General features: G+C 54.1%; 25 protein-coding genes. 2 read left to right on the top strand and 23 right to left on the bottom strand.

Translation table 11 applies throughout. The features are described 5' to 3' along the window. From APY94_RS10050 to APY94_RS10160, 23 genes are all read right to left on the bottom strand, one after another. Entirely contained in the window at positions 1-831 is an 831-nt protein-coding gene (locus tag APY94_RS10050; RefSeq protein WP_058939497.1) for a Coenzyme F420 hydrogenase/dehydrogenase, beta subunit C-terminal domain, read from the bottom strand. After that, complete coding sequence (locus tag APY94_RS10055; protein ID WP_058939498.1) at positions 815-1,507, bottom strand: NADH-quinone oxidoreductase subunit B family protein; 693 nt, start codon at positions 1,505-1,507, stop codon at positions 815-817. Before APY94_RS10055 ends, APY94_RS10050 begins: the two co-directional genes overlap by 17 nt. Positions 1,508-1,511: 4 nt before the next feature. Then, complete coding sequence (locus tag APY94_RS10060; protein WP_245610459.1) at positions 1,512-2,717, bottom strand: nickel-dependent hydrogenase large subunit; 1,206 nt, start codon at positions 2,715-2,717, stop codon at positions 1,512-1,514. A gap of 115 nt (positions 2,718-2,832) precedes the next feature. Beyond that, complete coding sequence (locus APY94_RS10065) at positions 2,833-4,077, bottom strand: iron-containing alcohol dehydrogenase (protein ID WP_245610460.1); 1,245 nt, start codon at positions 4,075-4,077, stop codon at positions 2,833-2,835. Between the two features lie 226 nt (positions 4,078-4,303). After that, a complete protein-coding gene (locus APY94_RS10070; protein ID WP_058939500.1) occupies positions 4,304-4,810 on the bottom strand; it encodes a 4Fe-4S dicluster domain-containing protein in 507 nt (168 codons plus the stop codon). Position 4,811: 1 nt separating this feature from the next. Continuing rightward, complete coding sequence (locus APY94_RS10075; protein WP_058939501.1) at positions 4,812-5,870, bottom strand: FAD-dependent oxidoreductase; 1,059 nt, start codon at positions 5,868-5,870, stop codon at positions 4,812-4,814. Beyond that, the gene (locus APY94_RS10080; RefSeq protein ID WP_058939502.1) at positions 5,867-6,190 is read right to left on the bottom strand and encodes a hypothetical protein; all 324 of its coding nucleotides are present in this window, start codon (positions 6,188-6,190) and stop codon (positions 5,867-5,869) included. The genes APY94_RS10075 and APY94_RS10080 overlap by 4 nt, the downstream gene beginning before the upstream one ends. Next, positions 6,191-7,723 carry a proton-conducting transporter transmembrane domain-containing protein gene (locus APY94_RS10085; protein ID WP_058939503.1) on the bottom strand — a complete coding sequence of 511 codons (1,533 nt, stop codon included), beginning with the start codon at positions 7,721-7,723 and terminating at the stop codon, positions 6,191-6,193. After that, on the bottom strand, positions 7,720-8,214 hold the full coding sequence (locus tag APY94_RS10090) for a Na+/H+ antiporter subunit E (RefSeq protein ID WP_058939504.1): 495 nt from the start codon (positions 8,212-8,214) through the stop codon (positions 7,720-7,722). Before APY94_RS10090 ends, APY94_RS10085 begins: the two co-directional genes overlap by 4 nt. Next, positions 8,211-8,588 carry a sodium:proton antiporter gene (locus tag APY94_RS10095; RefSeq protein WP_058939505.1) on the bottom strand — a complete coding sequence of 126 codons (378 nt, stop codon included), beginning with the start codon at positions 8,586-8,588 and terminating at the stop codon, positions 8,211-8,213. The genes APY94_RS10090 and APY94_RS10095 overlap by 4 nt, the downstream gene beginning before the upstream one ends. Further along, positions 8,585-9,301: a Na(+)/H(+) antiporter subunit B gene (locus APY94_RS10100; RefSeq protein ID WP_157065525.1), complete on the bottom strand. Its 717-nt coding sequence runs from the start codon at positions 9,299-9,301 to the stop codon at positions 8,585-8,587. The genes APY94_RS10095 and APY94_RS10100 overlap by 4 nt, the downstream gene beginning before the upstream one ends. Continuing rightward, positions 9,302-9,544, bottom strand: coding sequence for a hydrogenase subunit MbhD domain-containing protein (locus APY94_RS10105; RefSeq protein WP_058939506.1), 243 nt, complete (start codon positions 9,542-9,544; stop codon positions 9,302-9,304). Then, the gene (gene mnhG, locus APY94_RS10110; RefSeq protein WP_058939507.1) at positions 9,537-9,869 is read right to left on the bottom strand and encodes a monovalent cation/H(+) antiporter subunit G; all 333 of its coding nucleotides are present in this window, start codon (positions 9,867-9,869) and stop codon (positions 9,537-9,539) included. Before mnhG ends, APY94_RS10105 begins: the two co-directional genes overlap by 8 nt. Next, complete coding sequence (locus tag APY94_RS10115; protein ID WP_058939508.1) at positions 9,866-10,135, bottom strand: monovalent cation/H+ antiporter complex subunit F; 270 nt, start codon at positions 10,133-10,135, stop codon at positions 9,866-9,868. Before APY94_RS10115 ends, mnhG begins: the two co-directional genes overlap by 4 nt. Beyond that, complete coding sequence (locus APY94_RS10120; protein WP_245610461.1) at positions 10,128-10,322, bottom strand: hypothetical protein; 195 nt, start codon at positions 10,320-10,322, stop codon at positions 10,128-10,130. The genes APY94_RS10115 and APY94_RS10120 overlap by 8 nt, the downstream gene beginning before the upstream one ends. Positions 10,323-10,332: 10 nt before the next feature. Next, on the bottom strand, positions 10,333-11,094 hold the full coding sequence (locus APY94_RS10125; protein WP_058939510.1) for an NADH-quinone oxidoreductase subunit B family protein: 762 nt from the start codon (positions 11,092-11,094) through the stop codon (positions 10,333-10,335). Next, positions 11,094-11,582, bottom strand: a complete 489-nt coding sequence (locus tag APY94_RS10130) for a 4Fe-4S dicluster domain-containing protein (RefSeq protein WP_394325673.1) — start codon at positions 11,580-11,582, stop codon at positions 11,094-11,096. The genes APY94_RS10125 and APY94_RS10130 overlap by 1 nt, the downstream gene beginning before the upstream one ends. Next, positions 11,579-13,213, bottom strand: a complete 1,635-nt coding sequence (locus APY94_RS10135) for a hydrogenase large subunit (RefSeq protein WP_058939512.1) — start codon at positions 13,211-13,213, stop codon at positions 11,579-11,581. Before APY94_RS10135 ends, APY94_RS10130 begins: the two co-directional genes overlap by 4 nt. 1 nt (position 13,214) lies before the next feature. Beyond that, positions 13,215-14,093, bottom strand: a complete 879-nt coding sequence (locus APY94_RS10140) for a respiratory chain complex I subunit 1 family protein (protein ID WP_058939513.1) — start codon at positions 14,091-14,093, stop codon at positions 13,215-13,217. Beyond that, positions 14,090-15,874, bottom strand: coding sequence for a proton-conducting transporter transmembrane domain-containing protein (locus APY94_RS10145; protein WP_058939514.1), 1,785 nt, complete (start codon positions 15,872-15,874; stop codon positions 14,090-14,092). Before APY94_RS10145 ends, APY94_RS10140 begins: the two co-directional genes overlap by 4 nt. Further along, entirely contained in the window at positions 15,871-17,295 is a 1,425-nt protein-coding gene (locus APY94_RS10150) for a hydrogenase 4 subunit D (protein ID WP_058939515.1), read from the bottom strand. The genes APY94_RS10145 and APY94_RS10150 overlap by 4 nt, the downstream gene beginning before the upstream one ends. Next, positions 17,292-17,786, bottom strand: coding sequence for a 4Fe-4S dicluster domain-containing protein (locus APY94_RS10155; RefSeq protein WP_058939516.1), 495 nt, complete (start codon positions 17,784-17,786; stop codon positions 17,292-17,294). The genes APY94_RS10150 and APY94_RS10155 overlap by 4 nt, the downstream gene beginning before the upstream one ends. Then, positions 17,783-19,507, bottom strand: coding sequence for a molybdopterin oxidoreductase family protein (locus APY94_RS10160; protein WP_169791814.1), 1,725 nt, complete (start codon positions 19,505-19,507; stop codon positions 17,783-17,785). Before APY94_RS10160 ends, APY94_RS10155 begins: the two co-directional genes overlap by 4 nt. Before the next feature lie 484 nt (positions 19,508-19,991). Here APY94_RS10160 and hydB point away from each other — a divergent pair, with 484 nt between their 5' ends. Both hydB and hydG read left to right on the top strand, forming a co-directional pair. After that, complete coding sequence (gene hydB, locus APY94_RS10165) at positions 19,992-21,095, top strand: NADPH-dependent hydrogenase/sulfhydrogenase 1 subunit beta (protein ID WP_058939518.1); 1,104 nt, start codon at positions 19,992-19,994, stop codon at positions 21,093-21,095. Then, positions 21,092-21,976: an NADPH-dependent hydrogenase/sulfhydrogenase 1 subunit gamma gene (gene hydG, locus APY94_RS10170; protein WP_058939519.1), complete on the top strand. Its 885-nt coding sequence runs from the start codon at positions 21,092-21,094 to the stop codon at positions 21,974-21,976. The genes hydB and hydG overlap by 4 nt, the downstream gene beginning before the upstream one ends. The last annotated feature ends 7 nt before the right edge of the window (positions 21,977-21,983 follow it).

Raw genomic sequence — 21,983 nt, forward strand, 5'->3', positions numbered from 1 at the left:
TTAGAATAGGCACATCATGTTCTTCTGAGATCGAGCGAGCTTTTCCCTGGCTCCAGTGATTACATCCCCAATAAACGGATAACCATCTCTAACTTCTATATAGCCGCGTTTTTTGGCATTTTTTATAAGTTCATCAGCCTTTTTATTTCTGGCAATGAGTATCGTCCAACCCGGTTTCGTCTCAACGACTCCAGCGGAGATATCACTCCAGCTGCCAGTGTAATCTGTGCATACCAAACAGCCAACTTGGAGATACCGATAAATTTCCCTGATCGAGAGTCTCAGAACTCCTCTGGGATGATGAACCTCTATAACGTCTCCTCTGAGAACTATATCCCTCACATCTCGTCCCTTTATACCATGATTCATATGTAGGTAGTTTATGAAGGTCTCAAAGGCAAAGGTGCCCATGCAGAACAGGCTTATGATGTATTCAATTCTCTCACCGAAGTCCGTCTCCAGCATTGGAAAGTCCCTCATCTGACCAAAGAACTGTGCCTGGCAGGGCAAACAGACCACAGCGACTTGATTGAGGTTATTTTCTTCTATTTTTGTCTTTATCCGGGATGCAAAGGGCACAATGCTCCATTTATTGCCTACCGTTGCCAGGAGTTCTTTCCTGCTTCTTGCGACCACGGCGTTGCCCTCAAGTCCGTTGGTTCTCTTTGCAGTGACAACACCGTCTATAAGGCCCTCGTCAAGGGCATAGTTCAAGATGGCAGTCACAGCACCACCGCTTGCCACTTTTGTGTTGAGGACTTCCCCATCAGTCGCCTTAGCAAGGTAAATGTTGAGTACGTGTCCTACAAAGGAGTCAGCGACGTTGATCATCAGAACCACCTCCAAGTGTTAAAATCTGAGTGGCCCGGGGACATCGAATATAGCACGTCCCGCACCGTATGCACCTTTCCTGGACGAGATTTGGCCGTTTATCTACCAGCTTGAGGGCATGGGTGGGACAGGATAGTTCGCATGCCCCGCAGCCGATGCAGAGGCCAGTAAGTACTACATCATCCAAAAGGTCAAAACCGCTTAGTTTCTTTATACTTCCGCAAATTCTAAAAAGCTCCAGTCTTCGTTCGTCTTCATGGAGATAAAATCTGAAAAAGGATTGGAGCATCAGCGGCGCTGGGGGGCAGCCCGGAATGGAGTAATCGACCTTTATAATGCTGTTTATTGGCTGAAAGCTCCTGTGGTCTGGTCGGGGGTCTTGACCACCACGACAGAAGCGTAGGATTCCGCCGAATGCGGCACACGAACCGTAGGCAACGACAACATCGGAGATTTCCCGGATATATTTGAGTTTATCAAGTATTTCCCTTTCGTTCACGCACACACCCCCGGTGATGACCGCAACGTTGTAACCGTCCGATTGGGGGTACCTGTCCACCATATATGGAGTGTCCAGTTTGACGATATCCTTGATTTCAGGATATGCACGCACGATGCTCACACTGCATCCTGCACATCCACCAAAATCCCTGTGGAGAACATCAATCCTTTCCATAGTCTCACCGCCTTAGCCTGGCAACGTGTGTTGTACATGGGATGCATGGATCATAAAGCCTCACAACGGCCTCAGCAGCCTCAACACTTAACCCCTTTACGGATTCTTCCATGACGGGGATATTGAACATCGTAGGGACAACTATCCTCGAATAGAGTGTCCTTCCCTCCTCTCCAAGTTCAACAATATGCACCAAAGTTCCCCGCGGGGCCTCATAGACACCGACGCCCTTACCCGGTCCAAAAACAATGTTCTGGTTCCTGAATGGTTCCTTCATATCAAGGGAATCCAGGATACTGCTCAATCTATGGAGTGCAATGCTGACGTCATCAACCCTCGCAGTGTGGAGGTCGTAGAGCGTCGAATAGCTCTTTTCCCGATAGGTACTCAACCTGGCCCTGGGGCCAACTTCAACGGGTTTCCCCTTGTACATCGCTATCATGGTAGTCGATTCCTTGGAACTGGGGTTATCTTTCCGGAATTCGTAGTATGGAATCAGCTTTATCTTACGAACATCGATGTTGAATCTATCGCCGTAGAAGAGTCCACTGGATAGATACCGGTTATCGAGTTTCTTTTCCCTCAACTCCATCGCAACATCAGTTTGAATGTCCTCGTCAACTAGCAGGTGTGCCAGCTCATTCCACGAGCGGAGCGTCTTGGGTAGTCTGGCCTTGAGGTTATTGAATACACTCCACTTGGGGACGGGGTTTATGCCTCCAACCGTGAGATTGGGTGGATGGGTCATGGCCCCCCCGAGTTTTAGCAGAAAGTCGCCGATTTTTGTGTGGAAATCAATCAGCCTGAGGATTAACTTCTCCCGCTCTTCAGGCACTACCAAGTCGGGGACCACCATGAGGAATTCGAGTAGATGACTCTGAATCCTGTTGATGAGCCCAAGTGCCTCCCTCAGGAGCACTCCATTTTTAGGAGGCTTTACTCCAATTGCATTTTCTATGGCCTCCGCTGCAGCTATGCCATGAGAGGCGTGGCATAGGCCGCATATTCTCATGACAGCCTCCACAACGAAGAATGGGCTCTTCCCGATGACCATTTTTTCAAATCCCCTGACTGGGGCGGTGGATATGAAAAGGGCGTCCTGGACTTCTCCCCCCTCCTCGTACATTACAAGTTTTGCATCCCCGGATACCCGACAGACTTTGCCGAGTTCAATTCCCCCCAAAATGATCTCCCCCGATTTTCTTCTCAATTCGACCTGCAAACCAGCTAATAAAAAGATTTTTTGAACCAAAGGTTAAAAATAAAATACTCATAAAGCAAATAGAATATAAATTAAATCAAAAAGGGTAGAAGAAAGCGTCTCCTTATCCTCTGCCGATAGGGTAAAGTGAATCACGGTATATAGACGCTATTCTCTCCCGGGTAGCCTCCACTGGGGCCATGGAAAGGAGCAGGTCAAGGCTCGGGGTCGTCATGGCCAGCTGTGTTAGCCTGTCAACATCTGCCTCAGTGAACCCGACATCCGCGAGCTTTTCAGTGATGCCGATGCTGAAGAGCCACTCCTCCACCCTCCTGGCGACGAGTTCCACCTCTCCCGGGACACCTTTGGCCTCGGGGACGAGCGGCCTGTACACCTCGGCAAGTACCTTCGCGGTGGCAGGGTAGATGTGCCGGATTACCGCTGGAAGGAGCATTGCAAGGCCAAGGCCGTGGGGCAGGTCCGGCTTGACTGCGCTCAATGGGTGCTCAAGGGCGTGCGTAAAGTGAAGCAGACCATTGTCGAAGCTTATTCCAGCTATGGCCGAGGCGTAGAGCAGGGCATACCTTGCCTGCAGGTTGTCCGGATGATTGAGAGCCTCTGGGAGATAGTTAAATATCAGCCTCGCAGCCTCTTTGGCGAGAAGTATTGAATATGGATTGGCTACCTTGGTTGTGGCAGCTTCGGTGATGTGATTGAGTGCATCGATGGTCACGTACAGGGTCTGCTCCGGAGGAAGCTTTGTTGTTAGTGCTGGGTCATCGATTGCGTAAAGGGGGTAGATGCAGTCGTAAGCTATGGCCGGTTTGTACTCCTTCTCAGGAATCGAAGCCACTGCGAACCTGTCAACCTCGGTTCCGGTTCCATGGGTTGTGTTTATCGCTATTATTGGCTTGGCCTTTACCGGGGTAAACCTGAACTCGTAGAGGTCTCTGGCGGTCTTGTCTGGGTACTCCAGCAGAATCGCAACGCTCTTGGCACTATCGATAGGGCTGCCGCCACCTATGCCTATGACAGCCTGAGCCCCAAACTCTCTTCCCATCTCAGCCGCCTCGTCGATCATGTCAACTGTTGGGTTGGCCCCCACCTTGTCGTAATGAACATACTCAACGCCATTTTCCTCGAGGGCAGGCCTGACAACGTCCCATGCGCCGCACTTCTTGTAGGAACTCTTTCCAGTAACGAGGATAACCTTGTCCACGCCCTTCCCCTTAAGCTCCCGGACAATATCGTTAAATTTGTGTATGGCGCATAGACCAAAGTAGTTGGTTGTTTTGCACCTCATCTCGAAGACTTGGTTTATCGAAACGTGGGATTCCCACACCATCGCAGACCCTCCAAATGTACTCATTCGTATATAGTAGAAGCCCAATAAAAGGTTTTTTTGGACCAAATGTATACAACCATAAGTTTGTAACTTAAGGTGTGATATTTGGACCTATAATCGCAATATTCGAACGTTTAATCAGAATAAGCACTTATAAATGTTACGACAATATTGTCAGAAAGATGTTTTGTTTTCTCAACCCATGATGGGTAAATTATGATGTTTAATTAAACAAATTAAAAACAGACCGCTAAAGCATTCTCCCCACCCCCTCCAAATTCATGGAGGATATCCTTTCTCTTGCTATCTTCTCCGCGGTTCTTCTCATTATTCTGTCCTCAATCTCCCCAGATTCGCCGAAGAATATTGCCTCGGCGGGGCACATTTCCCCGCACGCTGGCTCCATGCCCTCGGCCCTCCTCGCGGCACACATGTCGCACTTGGTCACCACACGGATTCTGACGTTGAAGCTCGGAACTCCAAACGGGCAGACGGCAAGGCACATCAGGCAGCCTATGCACTTCCCGGGATCTATTATCACCGCCCCCTCGTGGTCCTTAGATATCGCTCCAACGGGACATATCTCAAGGCAAGGGGCCCTCTCACAGTGGCGGCAGTTTATCGGCACCGGAAGGCCCGAAACAGTGTAGTATATCCTTATGTTGGGCTTTCCATCGTGGATAAAATCACACACCCCCTGGCAGGTTTCACAGCCAATGCAGAGGCTATAATCAACGTGGAGTATCTTCTTTGCCACATCACTCACCCCCCATCATCCACATGTGCATGCTTCTCGCGGCGTAGAGACCATCTTTAACAGCCTGTCCTACTTTCGACGGGCCTGTGACGACGTCTCCCGCGGCAAATATGCCCTCAACGCTCGTCATGTGTCTCCCATCCACGACCACTCTGCCCTTTTTGTCCCTGGCTATCTCCACGCCCTCTCCGGCAGGCGGTGTGGGGGTCTGCCCCACGGCAAATATGACGTAGTCAACCTCCAACCTGAACTCCGAGCCTTCAACAGGTACTGGCCTCCTTCTTCCGCTCGCATCGGGCTCACCAAGCTCCATCCTGACCATCTCGACGGCCCTTACTTTTCCATCTCCTATGATTCTGACGGGCATGGTTTTTTCGAGCCACTTAACCCCCCTCTGGATGAGCTGATGTATCTCATACGGGCCGGCGGGGGCTTCCTTTATGCTTCTCCGATAGCTGAGGTATACCTCATCAGCCCCAAGGAGAACGCTCTCAAGGGCCGCGTCCACCGCCGTGTGTCCCGCACCAACAACGAGTATTTTCTTGCTCTCAGGATGTATTATGTCCGTCCACTCCATGTGTCCGAGCTTAGCGCTCTTTATTCTGAACAGGTATTCCAGCGCGGGATACACCCCTTGAAGTTCAGCGCCCTCAAGTTCGGGTGTCCATGGCTCCCATGCCCCCGTGGCTATCAGCACCGCGTCGTAATTCTCCTTAAGCTCCGCTATGTGCACAGTCTTCTCAACGAACTCGTCTCCTGCCTCATGTCCACACTCACCGCAGACCACCTTGGTCCTGGGGAAAAACTTGACCTCGAAGAGATCCTTGAGCTCACCACAGCCCTCTCTAACGCGGTATATCGGAATCCTGAACTCGGGGATTCCAAAGAGCATCAAACCCCCAGGCTCGGGGAGCTTGTCGTAGACGTGCACCTCGTGTCCCTGGCAGACGAGGTAACCTGCAGCGCTTAAGCCGGCAGGACCGGCCCCCACTATGGCCACCTTCTTTCCGCTAGGCTCTGGCCGGGACTTGCACAGAAATGCAAACCGCATTCCGCTCATCTTTCCACCTCCATAACATCAATAAGCCTTAGGTTCCATACTGTTGGGTAGGCGCCTTTCATCTCCACAATCCTCTTGAGTGTCCTGGAAATCATCCCCTCTGGGTCGTAAAGAACTCGAAAGTCACCAAATACCTCGGGATGGAGGTTGTGGAGGGAATTTGCCGGCACCACAATCACGTCCAGTCCCTCCCACTTTTCGGCGGCATCGGCGAGTAGCTCCGCCTTGTCCCCCTCTTTCGAAACCACAAGCCATGTCTCGCCCAGGAGTGCAATCCCGAGCAGGTTTTCACCGTAGTGCCTTCTGAACTCTCCAATCATCTACTTCACCCCCGCGATGAGCGCAGCCCGTATGTAACCCTCCACGTCCTTCAGCTGGGCCACGGCAGGGTTCACAACTCTATCGACCAGAATTGGAGAGAGTACCCCGAGAACCAGGCACGCAAGGGCGAGCGTCACAAGTACCGCCACCATCGAACGTGATTCATGGACCTTCCCCTCCCCATCCGGCTTTTTGATCCATAGCCAGTAAAGCATCCTCATATAGCTCACCAGAGCAAATAGACTTGATAACAGAAGTACTGCAACGAGAACGGGGCTTTTCTCTACGTAGGCCCTGTAAAGCAAAAGTTTGCTGAAGAAAACGTTTGTAGGGGGCAATCCCACAAGGCTCATCGTGGCTATCGCCAGGCTCACCGTAGTGAAGGGCATACTTTTCCCAAGCCCCTTTAGCTCATTCAGCTTCCTGCTTCCCGCCGTATGGATGAAGACCCCTACCGCGAGGAAGAGGAGAGCTTTCGCTATCGCGTGGTTTACCATGTGAAACACTGCGCCGGCGGTTCCGGCCTCGCTGTTCGCTCCCACGGCCATCGCCAGGTAGCCCATATTGAGTATTGTTGAGTAGGCTACTATTCTCTTGACATCGTCCTGAACGGTCATTGCGATGGATGATAAAAGGGCAGAGACCGCCCCGAGAATGAGGAGTAGCGTGCACATGATATCGCCAATATGAGAAACTTCCGGGACATAAGTCAGGCTGAGGAATCTCATAAATCCATAAATTCCAGCGTTGACCACCAGGCCAGACAGTACGGCTGAGACCGGACTTGGAGCCGCGGAATGGGCCCCTGGAAGCCAGAAATGGTTCGGCATTATCGCGGCCTTTATCGTGAAAGCCCACGTTATCAGCGCCATTGAAATGGCGAGGATGGGAACAGTGCTGTTCAAGGGTGTTGATATTGGGAATCCAATTCCGTGCAACTTCGCAGAGATGTCTGCAAAGTTCACTGTGCCGAGCCCCCGGTAGATCAGCACTAGGGCAAGGAAGTAGAGAGTCGTTCCTATGGAGCTTATTATCGCGTACCTGAGGCCAGAGTAAGCGGGATAGCCGTCCTCCGTGTAGAACATCACGAGGCCGTATGATGCTATCGCCGTCACTTCGAGCATCACGAACAGATTGAACGCGTCCCCCGTCATGAATATGCCGAGGAGACCCGCCTCAAGGCCAAGGTAAAGGGTGTAGAACCACTCCACACCGTCCTCACGACCCAGGTAGCGGACCGAGTAGACCGCCGTGAGGAACATCAGTGAGGCCGTTACGAGCACCATAACCGCCCCGAACCTGTCCACCTCATAGATTACGCCGACCGGCGCCTTCCAGCCGCCGAAGGAATAGGTTAACGGGAGCTCAGAGGAATAGACATCCCTGAAGAGCTCAACCCCCATCACGAGCGTTGTTCCGGTAATGAGTAGGGCGTAGCCAAAGATAAAGCGCCTACTCTTAATTATGGTTGAGAGTATGGGGAGTATGAAGGCGAAAGCCATTGGAATCGCGGGCAGTATTAATGGATTCATGCTCCTCCCCCCTCGAAGATTTTCTTCGCGTTTTCCTCGAACTCTTCGAGGATTTCCTCCCTGCGTTTTTCAAGGTCCGATGTGGAGACGCTTATCCAGTTCACGTACACACAATGATCGTCCATGTGGACTGTCACGGTTCCGGGAGTATTGGTGATTGAAGCGGCAACGAGGAAACGGGCGTATTCGTCTCCCAGGTTCAGGGGCACTTTAACGATACCCGGCCTGACATCCCCACTGAGTATCCTCCCGATGACGTCGGCGTGGGCCTTCGCCTCGATTACCGTGATGTACTTGAGAAAGTAGAGCGCAAAGCGCACCCATCTCGCCGGATTCAGGGCCTTGCTGGGGTTACTAACGAGGTGCTTCCCGAAGAGCAGTCCTGCCGCAAAGGCAGTTACTGCACCGGTGATTATGTCGTAAGCTGTTATCGAGCCAGTTATGATGATGTAGGTTACGAACGCCGCAATCATCACAGGGACAGACCTCATTCCTCCCACCCCGCAAGCTTCCGGACATCAACCGTCCCGTATTTCCTCTGGATGTGTATCACACCATAGGCCATGAGGACGGTAACCGCAAGGCCGATAACTATCGCAGTTATCGTCAGCGCCTGAGGGAACGGATCAACGCCTCTCTCCACGAGCTTCGTCACACCTTCACTCGAGTACTCAGTTAAAACCGGAGGAAGGGAGTTTTTGACGTCCCTGTAACCGAGGAATATGACAAGGACGTTCACCATATCTGAGAACAGGGACAGGCAGAGCACCTTCTTAACGAGGTTTGGCCTAACCGCCACCCCGTAGAGCGCTATTAGCATGGTGGCTACCGTTGCCGTTATCACCAGAGACGCTGCGAGGCTCATTGCCATCCCTCCTCCGGATTCGCAAGGAGAAGAAAGATTATCGTAAACCCTGCCCCAACGGCTAAGAACTCGGCCAGATTATAGAGAAGCAGGCTTCCGCTCACGAGGAGTCCCCCCACCTTGACTGGATAAACGGGCAGGTTCTGCATAAAATGGAGTCCCCTCAGTAGGGGGTACACCGCGACGCACACTATGGTCAAGAGCCCCGCGGTTCTTATCCCAAGTGCCCGCGTCTTTGTTATCCCGTTCCTCTCAAGGGCATTCTTGGAGAAGCCGACTATGATGAGCAGGGAACCAGCGGCGAGCATTGAACCCCCCTGGAAGCCGCCGCCCGGGGTGAGGTGCCCGTGGAACGCCACCGAAGCAGACGCCACGAACGTGATGAAGGCTACGAGCTTGACCCCCGTTTTAACTACCTCTGTGAACCCTTCTCCCCGGGATTTCGGCCCGTTAAAGCTCCGGAACACCGAAACCGCACTTATTATGGCAAGAAAGAGCACTGCCGTCTCGAAGTACGTGTCAACGCCGCGGTAGTCCCACAGGATTGACGTGACAACTTCAGGCGAGCCGGCCGAACGTTCGCCGAGGTAGCTGTTCCCCAGGTAGAACTCACCAAGCGCCCCGACACCGACGATGCCTTCGACGTGGGGCTGTAGCAGGTATGCGGCGGAGAGTGTAATCAGCATGATCACCAGCATTCCAGCGATCCTCAATCACACCACCTCTTCCCGAGTTGTTTTGCTAACGAGAAACACCATCAGGCCCGTGGATAGAGCGACGGAAATGGCAACGTAGGCGAGTACTATGTCAGGTGCCATGAGGGTGTACGCTGCGAGGATTACGAGACCACCAAAGAGCCCGGTGTAGAGGATGGCCCTCAGCAGATCCCTCTCCGTGACCACAAGGTATGCGAGCCCAAGGCAACCGAGCAGGGCAAGGGCCGCAAGCTCAATCATCCCAATCCCCTCCAAGCTCGTTGTGCTCAATCTTCACCACCCCTGCCCTCTCAGCGGCGTAGGCAAGCGCATGGCTCCCAACGGATGTCGTTATCAACAGGGTGAATGCACTCAGGAAAGCCACCCCCGCCACGGAGAGCAGTCCCCTGTCGAGAGCAATGAGGCCCGCCCCGATGAAGGGGTAGAACTTTCCCCCCACCGTACCAACGGTTGCAGCATGGAGCCTTAGGTAGAAGTTTCCAAAGCGATGCATCCCGATGGCCCCAAATATATCACAGACTGCCCCTACGATGAGCAGTACAACCCCGATGAGCGAGAGTATCATACCCCCACCTCCCCTTTAACGAGGTACTTTGACGCGAACACGTCGAGCACGAACGCCCAGAGAACAAGGAAGAAGGCTCCCCCCGCGAGCAGGTTGTTTTCGTAGTACACCGCTACGAGGAGTGCAATCAATGCGACGTCAAGGCTTACACAATCTCCCGCGAGTATTGAATCGAGAACCGTGGGGCCCAGTAGCACCCTTATGAAATAGACTACCCCCGCAACTCCGTAGAGCGCCATCAGGACGGGAATTGTGTGCTCAAACATCAGGAACCCACCCCACCGTGATTTCTCCTTTCCTGAGGGCCTCCAGATGTTTTTCTACGATCCTCCTGTCCTCCTTGGGGAACGCTTCGATGTCAAGGACACCTTTCTCCAGCAGACTCGCGGTTTCAGGGCTTATCTCGCAGATTACCTCCTCAACCAGTGCACTGGACTCGAAGTGGTCCAGCACCCGGGAGACCTCATTTTGGAAGCCCAACGAGCGCCCTCTTCGCAGCAAGTATGCCCTCATAAGTTCTCACCACCTCAAGATAGTAGGAATAAAGCTTCTCAAGGCCGTATCTGAGCCTAGAATCGCCCTCGTCATTTATGGTCTTCTCAACGAGTTTTTCCAACTCTTCTTTGCTTTCGGAGCTTTCAACGAGTTCCATAAAGCGTCTGAGCAGAGAGTAACCATCGAAATAGCCCAGCTCCTTCCTTATCCTTGCGCGGAGAAGGACCTCTACCCACGCGTTGAAGCTCTCCCTCGGGAGAACGAAGGTGCCCTCACGGAACAGTTCTCCCCTAACTTTTTTCTCCACGATGTTTTTGAGGAGCGCAATGCCGTAGAGGATTTCCTCTGGCCTCGGGGGGCATCCTGGGATGTAGAGGTGCACAGGCAGGAATTCTGAGGTTCCACCCTTCAGAGGGTATTCAAGGGACTCCCTGTACTCGCGCCTCAGGGCGTAGCTGTCGTGAAATATCCCTCCGGAACACGCACAGGTTCCTACGGCTATGACAATCCTCGGCTTTGGTGGCATGGCTTCGTAGGCCATCTTGGCCGCATGGTATGCCTGCCTCGTTAAGGGTCCGGTGACCAGGAGGGCGTGGGCGTGCCTCGGCGTTGGGACGAGCTTTACTCCGAGCCTCTCTATGTCATAGTATGGGATGAGCACGTCTAGTATCTCTATGTCGCAGCCGTTGCAGGCCCCGGTATTCACGTGGAAGACCCAAAGGGATTTCATCACGGCTCCACCTCCCCGAACTTGGTGGCATTGAGTACCGTCAGCTTCAGCTTGCACTCGGAACAGAGGGGGAGTTTTTCCCTCACCCTGTCAAAGTCAAGGATTCCCCTCGGAATCAGAGACAGTACCTTCTCCACCTGCCTTTCAGTGTAGCAGGTATACTTCCCGCAGCCCCTGCACCTGGCGAGCCTCAGCTCAACAATCTCCACGTGATCGTTCCTGTCATCGGTGGCGGCCTCAAACTCCGCGGTGAGCCTGACCGCACCCGTCGGGCAGACTTCCTCGCAGCGGGCGCACCTTATGCACCTGCCCACGTCGAGCACTATCCTTCTCGTCCCGTTTTCGGGGTCGTCTATCCTCAGTATCGCGTTCGGCGGACAAGCGTTGGCGCAGGCACCGCAACCTATGCAGAGCACGGGGTCTATCCGGGGGATGCCCCTGTATTCCGGAGGAGCCTCTTCGGGCTCGAATGGGTACGCCTTGGTCACCGGCAAATTCCCACCCCCAGCCGCACCACCTTTGACTTTCCACTCTCGATATCAACCACCTGAACCCTCTCGGTGCAGGAGTAACACGGGTCGATGCTGGCTATAATCAAAGGTGCGTCCGCTATCGTGTAACCGACGAGCATGTCCGGCACAGTTTGCAGGTTGTTGTATGTGGCGGCCTTCACGCGCCAGCGGTAGATGGTATTTCTGTCCCCCGCCAGGATGTAGTGTACGTTCTCACCCCTGGGGGCCTCCACGGCGGAGATGCCTTCCGCTCCCTCCGGGATATCCCCAAAGTCCGCTAAGATGCCCCCGCCGGGCATCGCGTCGAGAATCTGCTCAATTAGTGAGATGCTCTGCCGTACCTCCTCTATCCTAACAGTGGCCCTCGCCAGAACGTCCCCTTCCGTCTCGACCGGAACTTCAAAGCTCAAATCCCTGTATGCAGCGTAGGGAAAGTCCCTCCTGACGTCGTAGTCCACACCAGACGCCCTTGCAACCGGCCCACACGCGTCCCAGGCCCGCGCCTTTTCTTTTGACAGCACTCCAACCCCTTCACATCTTTTGACGAACCCGCCGGAGGATAGGAGGAACTCCACAACATCGTTGAATTCCCTCCTCATTACATCGAGTTCCCTCTCCACAAGCTCCCTTCGGTAATCAAGGAGGTCTCTCCTCACGCCTCCAACGACGACGAGCCCGTAGGTCTTTCTGTTCCCGGTTAGCCTCTCAGCCAGCCACATGACCCTCTCCCTTATACGCCAGACTTCCATGAACGCGGTGTCAAAGCCCACAAGATGTGCCGCAACACCAACCCACAGGAGGTGGGAGTGGAGCCGTTCAAGTTCGAGAAGCAGTGTTCTGATGTACTCGGCCCTCTCAGGAACTTCTATTCCGGCGGCCTCCTCTATTGCCTGGGCGTAGGCCGTTGAATGACAGAAACCACATATCCCGCAGATTCTCTCGGCTATGAAGCACACCTGGTTGTAGTTCAGCCTGCCCCTCGCGAGCTTTTCAATTCCCCTGTGGGAGTAGAAGCCCCTGTAATCGACGCCTACAATTTCCTCCCCCCTGACAAAGAGTCTGAAGTGCGCCGGCTCGTCGAGGGCGATGTGGTACGGCCCTATCGCGTGGACACTCGTGCCTTCGGGAGGTCGGGCGTAGGGATACCTCTTCTCGCCCGGCGGGCTTTCCGAGTACTTGAAGTCCTCCCTGAGGGGATAAACACCCTCCGGCCAGTCGTCGGGCAGTATCAACCTCCTCCGATCCGGCAGACCCTCCGCCTCAACGCCGAGAAGATCCTGAACTTCCCTCTCGAACCATAGAGCGCCCCTATGGAACTGGGCCACGCTCGGAAACACCGGCTTGTCCTCAGGGACGTATAGCCTCACGCCCAGGAGTTCTCCCTTAGAGGTATCCGCGAACCAGTACGTTATGCTGAATGCATCTTCGACCGCCCTTTCGTCAGTCCCAACCATTGTAAAGAGCCTTACATTCTGCCCAGCGAGAAGGGACCTAACCATATTCTGAAAGTCCTCTGGCCTCGCCATTATCGTGTACAGCGCTTTTTTCTCGCCGAGAGTTCTCTTTTCAAGGATCGGCCCAAACCTAGCCTCAAACTCCTCTATCATATTACCACCCCATCCATCCAACGAGCAGGAAGAAAATTCCGAGGGTCAAGGCCATGGCCCCATTTCTAACGGCCTGATCGATGCGGTAACGGGCGCTCATCGCCTCATACACGACCATTCCAAGGAAAAGGAGTGCAAACGCACCGCACTGGAACAGTAACACAGTACTACCGCTCACGAATGGAAGGACGAGCATTGACGCCAGCAACCATATCATGGCGAACCGCTTTATCTGGAACGCCCACAACATAATTGCAAACAGTCTTCCGCTGTACTCAGCAAGGGGACCACCGAGGAGCTCCGTTTCCGCTTCGGCTATGTCATACGGCACGAAACCAGCCTCAACGTACGTCAGATAAATCAGCAGAAGGTATGCGCCGAGTACTGATATTGAGGGTTTTAATGCTGACGTCATGCCCTCTATGGTTAAAGCACCGGTTTTCATCGCGAATATTCCAATAACAACCGCGAAAAGCGGTTTGAACACTATGGACATCGTGACCTCCCTGCCGGCACCGGCAGATGTGTAGGAGCTGGGAACGTTCAGAGCCCCCATCACGACAGCGGCTGAGAACATCGTGAAGACGTAGATAAAGGCTATGACGTCCCCTTCGAATCCGAAGGGTGCCTTTTCTCCAAAGGGCAGGAACAGGAGCATCCCTATGGCGCTCGCAAAGGCGATGTAGGGGGCCAGTCTGAATGTCAGGGAATCCACGGGGGAGTTACATTCTATCCTCAAAAAGCTCAGCAGGTCGTACCAGCTCTGGACAATCGATGGGCCGACACGCTTCTGAATCACTGCTCGGACCTTTCTTGCAACCCCATCAATGAAAGGGACCATCAGAGGCACGATGATTGGGGCGGCGTCCTGAGCGTTCATCCTATCACCCCCACGAAGGCTAGGAACGCGATTACCATCGCCACGAGCACGAGGAAAGTTGTCGCGAGCATCCCGTTCAGCTCCTTCGACAGCTCCTTGAAGCATGCACCGAACCCGCAGGAGAGCCTGATCAGCGGCATGAACAGTGCCTCGTCAATGTAACCCCCTCCAGTCGAACGGTAGAACCTGCTCCCGGATAGTGTCAGGGACTGGATTCTGTCTCCCGCTGCCGAGATCCTCTGCACTGCCCCCGAAACGCCGGTGTACATGTGCTCCGGCTTTATCTCAAACTCCTCTACGGGTTCCCCGTTGGTCCAGACTCCGCTCTCCCTTGCCCGGGGAGGCAGTGCCACGAGCAGGGACGCAATGAGCACAGCTATTATCAGGGTGAAGAGCGGGAGGTCAAGCGTTGCTGGGTATGGAAGGCCCACTGGGCGCAGGAGCATACCGGGAACAACACCACCCACAACGCAGAGGACCGCAAGAATCCCCTCGCCAAGAAGCATTGGTAAGGGAGCCTCCTCGGCTTCGACGTTTGGCTCGCAGGTAAACACACGGTAAAGCTTGAGGTAGGCCGCCAGGGTGAGCGCGCTCCCGAGGAGTGCAACTGCACCGCCCGCCACCAGGAGAGGGTTCTTCGATAGGAATGTCGCCCTGTAAATCAGCCACTTGCTCGCAAAACCATTCAGGGGGGGTACACCTGACACTGCAAGGATTCCAACGATTGACAGCCCGAACGTGATAGGCATCTCTCTTGAGAGCCCCCTGATGCCCGTGTCCTTCCTTCCTGTTGCGTGGAGGATGTTGCCAGAGAGCATGAAAAGGAGGTTCTTGAACAGCATGTGGTTGAAGGAGTGCAGTAGGACGGCTGTTATGGCCACTTCCTTGAGCTCCCCCGAAAGGAGCAGGTACGCCCCAATGGCGAGGAATATGTACCCCATGTTGTCGATGCTTGAGTAGGCCATCATCCTCTTGATGTCCTTCTGGTTGAGTGCCAGCAACGAACCGAGGGCGATTGTGACGATTGAGAGCACCACAAGCGGGACTGCTATTGAACCCGCCCTACCGAACGTTTCCAAGGTTCTTAACATCCCATAGACCGCCATTTTGAGCATAACCCCACTGAGGAGTGCCGAAACATTACTCGGTGCAACGGGATGGGCCTCAGGGAGCCAGAAATGCAGGGGGAAAATGCCCGCCTTTGCTAGGAACCCCACGGTCAATGCCCAGATTACCCATGAGGGAACTACAGTACCGCTTAGCGCCGAATAGTCGAGGGTTCCCGCATGACTGTAGACATAGCCCAGCCCTATAATCAGGGGTGCAGTGTTCAGGGCGTGCATTGCAACAAGGTACACGACGCTGGCCCTCAGGGTTTCCCTCCTCTCGTGGTTATACATGATGAGGACGTAGGAGGCGGCCGTCATCAGCTCCCAGAAAATCAGGAGAGTGAGGAAGTCCCTGGCGAGGACTATCAAGGCCATAGAAAGCACAAATAGGGGGTATGCTGCGGTCACGAGGTGCCTCCTGCCCATATAGGAGAGCGAGTACACGGAGACAGCAAAGCCCGCCACCCCCACGAGTATGGCGAAGAACCTGGACAGTTCATCGGTGGCAAAGGCAACGGTGATTCCTGAGATGGCGGCGTGGAAGACAATTCCCCCAGTAGCCTCAACCACCAGGGAAATGGACGCGAGCGCCGAGAGAACGCTCACTACCTTTGAGTTTCTGGACACCAGTCCTACGATGATAGCCAGGAGAAACATCAGCGCAAATATCATTGTACCACCCCCAGAAGGGCGTAGCCAATAAATGCAGACGTGAGAGAGAGGAGGATAAGCGAACACAGTGCCCCACTTACGATTCCGTCCACCCTTCTCGGCTCCCCTTCACTGAATATCATGGAGTTGATATTCCTCAGTGCTGAGTACAGAAGAACTACCGAATCCGCGAGAACCACGAGGAGGAGCAGGATTCCGAGCGGGACATCGTACATCTTCCCGGCGTTGAGGTATATGTAGAGCTTGCTAAAGAACACCCCAAACGGGGGCAGGCCCGCGAGTCCAAGTAGGGAAAAGCTCCATGAGTATGCCAGGAGGGGGGTTTCCTTCAGGCCCTTTATCCTCCCCATGTCCAGCGTCCCGTAGTAGTAGGTAAACGATCCAGCCGTCAGGAAGGCCAGTCCCTTGAGGTAAGCGTGGTTCATCAGCTGAAAGAGCGCGGCTTTAATTCCGAGGGGGTTTCCGAGGATGGCAATGGCGACACCGGTGTACATTATGGCACACTCCGCTATCGTGGAATACGCCAGCAGTTTCTTGGCATCGCTCTGCCTTGGATACTGGAGCATTGCAACGGTGAGGGTTGCCACGAGAATCAACGCCATGGGGTAGAAAACGGTGACTGGGGGCTCCATGAACCGGACGACCCTTATCAGAAGGTAGACCCCCATCTCTACCATGGCTGCACCGTGGAGAAAGGCACTTGCCGGGGTCGGGGCCTCCATTGCGTCCGGGATCCACGAGTAGAGCGGAAACTGGGCGCTCTTGGTAAACGCGGCCACCATAAAGCACAGGAACAGTATCATCTTCTCCCTCTCAGGAAGTGCTCCCAGGAAGTCAAGCCCAAGGTCCCCGTATTTGATTCCATACGCCACCGCTGTGTAGAAGCCGATTATGGCCCCGAAGTTGGGAATCAGCAGGGCCTTGAGCGCCGCCCGTTCCGCCCTTTTACTGCCATAGAACCCCACAACACCCCAGCACGCGAGGCTCATAAGCTCAAAGAATATTAGCATCTGGAGCACCGTGGAGGAGTATATGAAAGCCAGCGTTGAACCAAGGAACAGCATCATCCAGCCGTAGAACCGGCCCTTCTGCCCCCTGTGTGGGTGGCCGACGTTCTTTTCATCCATATAGCGGACGGCATAGGTCAGAAACACCGCCCCTGCCGTGGAAACAACAAACGCCGTGAAGACGCTCGTGCCGTCTACCCTAAGGCCGTAAACCTCCCCAAATCCATTCATGTCAAGGAACACAGCGTGAATCGGGTCTGGGGAGCGGTAAAACACCGTCGCAACAAGAACCTGAATCAGGGAAGACAACCAGAGCAGGGGGAGCATTACCGTGTCTGCCCTCCTGTCATCGAGCACGAAGCATACAACCCCGAGATAGGCGAGCGCTATTGAAGAGAGTACGAGCGCAATCATGGCCCACACCCCATCATGTCTTCAACTTTCCTGATGAACTCCTCCCTCCTGACGGCAGCCTCCTTCAGCTTCATCCCCACTATCTCCTCCTCGGTGGCTAGAATCAGCGCATCCATTGGGCAGGTCTCAACGCAGGCTGGAAGCTTGCCCTCCGCCCTCCGGTTGGCGCAGAGGTCGCACTTCACCATGACCTTGAGGCGTTCGTCAAAACGCGGTGTTCCAAAGGGACAGGCAATAGAACACAGCATGCAGCCAATGCATTCATGGTATTTAACGCGAACGGCCCCGTCCTCGTCTCTGTAAAGCGCCCTCGCTGGACAGATGAGCATGCAGGGGGCATTCTCACAGTGACGGCAGTTGAAGGACATCATCATTAGTTCGGACGTCTGCACGATGGATATGTTCGGCTTCCCGCTGTGCTCCCTCGCGCAGGCCGCCTCGCAGGAGCCGCAACCTATGCACCTCCTGAAGTCAATGAACACCTTCTTCACATTTCATCCCTCCGAATCCTGCAGGGGCAGGCCTTGGATACCAAAAAGTTCCTAAGGGGCCCTAACGACAATGCGGCCCGCACAAGGTCCCAGTGCACCACAACGACTCCCTTAAGCGTGCGGTTTGAGATTTTAGCCCTTACAACTATCTTGTTGTCCCCGACTTCAATCGCAATCTTGTCGCCGCTTGAAACGCCGAGGCGCGATGCATCCTCGGGGCTTATGAGGGCGGTATCAGTCTCCCCCATTCTCCCGGCCAGTAAACCAGGCATAAATCGACCGGAATGCCCCCGAATGAGAAGTATCTCCCCTTCAGGAGGCCTGGATGGAATTACGGAGGCAAACCTTCGCTTTGCCCCGGGAGGTCTTTCGAGTAAAACACCTTCTGGAATCCCCACTAGCTTCCTCGGCCCAGGATATTCCGGAATAAGAAGGCTTATCTCCCTAAGCACCTCTTCGGGAAAGGTATAACCGAAGCTTGGGAGGTTCATGGCCTTTCCAATCTCCCCAAGAATCGAAACCGCACCCCGCGCTTCACCGGGAGGTCTTTTGGCTTTTCCACACCACAGAACCCTTCGTTCGAAGTTCGTCGTCGAGCCGCCTTCCTCGTAGAGAAGAGCACTTGGAAGGATTATATCGGCAAACTTGGCCGTCTCGGTCATAAACGAGTCCTGCAGAATAACGAATTCCGCGTTCCTCAGGGTATCGATGGCACCCGGGATATGGCGGGTTAAATCCGCCCCGAGGATGTAGAACACATCAATACCGCCATTCAACATTTCAGCAAGCGATTTCCCGGGATTAGGATTCAGACCCTCAACAAGCCATGCCTTCTGAAAATCCCCTCTTTCACCGCAGGGGGTATAACCCGGGAGCAGGTCGGGAATGAGTCCCATGTCGAGGACACCCTGGGAGTTCCCGTACCTCGAGATGGGAAGAAACTTCATTCCTGAAATGAAGGTGAGCGTGATTAGAGTCCTCACGCAGGAGGCACCGTTTTCATTCATTGTAACTCCTGAACCCCAGAGAATGATTCCACGAGAGGATCTGAGGATTTCCTGTGCAACGGCGTCTATAACCCTCTCCTGAATCCCCGTCAGCTCCTCTCCATACGACGGAGGGAACCTCGATACGAGTCTTAGGACGTCCTCCGGAAGGACTGCTCCGAAGCGTTCGTCGGTTTTTATCAGGTGGTTCATAATGGAGAGCGCGAGGAAGACGTCCGTACCCGGCAGGGGCCGAAGGTGGAAATCGGCAAATTTCGATGTTCTCCCGGTTACAGGATCCACGAGAATTACCCTCGCCCCACGCTCTCTTGCCCTGGCAATCCTCCCGAGCAGTACCGGGTAATTTCCCGCCAGATCTGCTCCCCAGACTATGATCAGGTCTGCCCCGTCGATATCCGTAAAGGTTGCCCAGTGGCCCCACGCGTCCATTTCAAGAACCGCCCTAATCGAAACCCCATGGGAAAGGGAGGCGGTTGTATCGACGTTGTTGGTACCAAGCAACCTGGCAAGCTTCTGAAATAGATACGCCGACTCATTTGATACAATCTCTCCACCTATGAAACCAAGCATCTCAGGGTCATCGCGGGCGTATTTAGATAACTGAAAACCAACCTCACGAAGGGCGTCCGTCCAGCTAATCTCAACAAACTTTCCTTCCTCCAAAGCCCTCATAGGGCGTTTTATTCGGTTATTCCCAACGCCAGGTTCGAACATCAGATTTCCCCGCGAGCAGAGCTTGCCGGAGCCATTAGGGACGTCCAAATCTCGAAGATAATTTATCTCATGGGGACGTGAATGTTTTTTCTTCACCCCCATCCGGCAACCAATGCCACAGTGAAAGCACGTGACGATGGTGCGCATCCAGCTCCCTCCCAGTGATGAACACGATGGAACATATCATCATTTATGTTCATTCAGAAGTTGTGATAACTCCACTTAAAGGACTTTCCAAAACCGTATTTCCAAAACTAAAGGTTCTGGAGCCTTAAAATCAGAAATGCACACTTAGATTCCGGCGTGACCAGAAAAAAGAATAAACTCTTTTGTTTTATATCCCACATGATACGAAAACAAAACCGTTTCAACCTTTGGTTTAGAATTTTCGGGTTTAAAAACGCTTTTTTAACCTCCAGAGAAGCCTCAATTGAGGGGATAAACATGAGCACATGTATATTTATGTTCACTGGAGGTGGTTGGTTTGAGATATGTTAAGCTCCCGAAGGAGAACACCCACATTTTCCTCGAGAGGCTGAAGGAGTGGGGCAAGCTCTACGCCCCGGTTAAGATATCCGAGAAGTTCTACGACTTCAGGGAAATAGACGACGTCAAAAAGGTAGAGTTCAGCTACAACAGGACGATAATGCCGCCGAAGAAGTTCTTCTTCCTTCCCAGGGAGAAGCTCTTCGAGTTTAACCTGGCGAAGGCCGAGTACAGGGAGGTCATAGAGGACGTCGAGCCCTTCGTGCTCTTCGGTCTCCATGCCTGCGACATCTTCGGCCTCAAGGTGCTCGACACCGTGTACCTCGACGAGCTCCCGGACAAGTACTACAAGGTCCGCAGGGAGAAGGGCATAATCATAGGCATCAGCTGTATGCCCGACGAGTACTGCTTCTGCAACCTGCGCGAGACCGACTTCGCTGACGACGGCTTCGACCTGTTCCTGCACGAGCTTCCGGACGGCTGGCTCGTCCGCGTCGGAACCCCGACCGGCCACAGGATAGTGGACAAGAACATCAAGCTCTTCGAGGAGGTCACCACCGAGGACATCTGCAACTTCCGCGAGTTCGAGAACAAACGCTCGAAGGCCTTCAAGTACCACGAGGACTGGAGCAACCTTCGCTACCTCCTCGAGCTCGAGATGGAGCACCCGATGTGGGACGAGCAGGCTGAGATATGCCTCGCCTGCGGCAACTGCAACACCACCTGCCCGACCTGCCGCTGCTACGAGGTGCAGGACATAGTCAGCCTCGACGGTGAAACCGGCTACCGCGAGAGGCGCTGGGACTCCTGCCAGCTCAGGAGCCACGGCCTCGTTGCAGGAAACCACAACTTCAGGCCGACCAAGAAGAGCCGCTTCATGAACCGCTACCTCTGTAAGAACTCCTACAACGAGAAGCTCGGCATAAGCTACTGCGTCGGTTGTGGCAGGTGCACCTACTTCTGCCCAGCGGGCATAAGCTTCGTGAAGAACCTGCGCACGATAATGGGACTTGAGGAGAAGACGTGCCCGGGAGAGGTAAGCGAGGAAATCCCGAAGAGGGGATTCGCCTACGCCTCGGAGATAAGGGGTGAGGACATATGAGCGAGGTAGTTCCCAGGGAGATTATGATGCCAGAGGAGAACCCCTACGCGCTCCACAGGGCGAAGGTTCTCAAGGTTTATCAGCTGACCGAGACCGAGAAGCTGTTCCTGTTCCGCTTCGAAGACCCCGAACTGGCCGAGAAGTGGACCTTCAAGCCCGGACAGTTTGTCCAGCTCACAATCCCAGGTGTCGGCGAGGTTCCGATAAGCATATGCTCCTCCGCGATGAGGAAGGGATTCTTCGAGCTGTGCATCAGGAAGGCCGGAAGGGTCACCACGGTCATCCACAAGCTCCAGCCCGGTGACACCGTCCTCGTTCGCGGCCCCTACGGAAACGGCTTCCCCGTTGACGACTGGGAGGGAATGGACCTGCTCCTTATAGCTGCGGGTCTCGGTACGGCTCCGCTCAGGAGCGTCTTCCTCTACGCCATGGACAACCGCTGGAAGTACGGCAACATAACCTTCATCAACACTGCCAGGTATGGCAAAGACCTCCTGTTCTACAAGGAGCTCGAGGCCATGAAGGACCTCGCCGAGGCCGAGAACGTCAAGATAATCCAGAGTGTCACCCGCGACCCCGAGTGGCCGGGACTCCACGGAAGGCCGCAGAACTTCATAGTTGAGGCCAACACCAACCCGAAGAAGACCGCCATAGCCATCTGCGGTCCGCCGAGGATGTACAAGTCGGTCTTTGAGTCCCTCATCAACTACGGTTACAGGCCTGAGAACATATTCGTCACGCTGGAGAGGAAGATGAAGTGCGGAATAGGAAAGTGCGGCCACTGCAACGTCGGAACGAGCACGAGCTGGAAGTACATCTGTAAGGACGGCCCGGTCTTCACGTACTTTGACATAGTATCAACGCCTGGCTTACTGGACTGAGGTGGTG

It is taken from the genome of Thermococcus celericrescens (assembly GCF_001484195.1).
Classification (GTDB): Archaea; Methanobacteriota_B; Thermococci; order Thermococcales; family Thermococcaceae; genus Thermococcus; species Thermococcus celericrescens.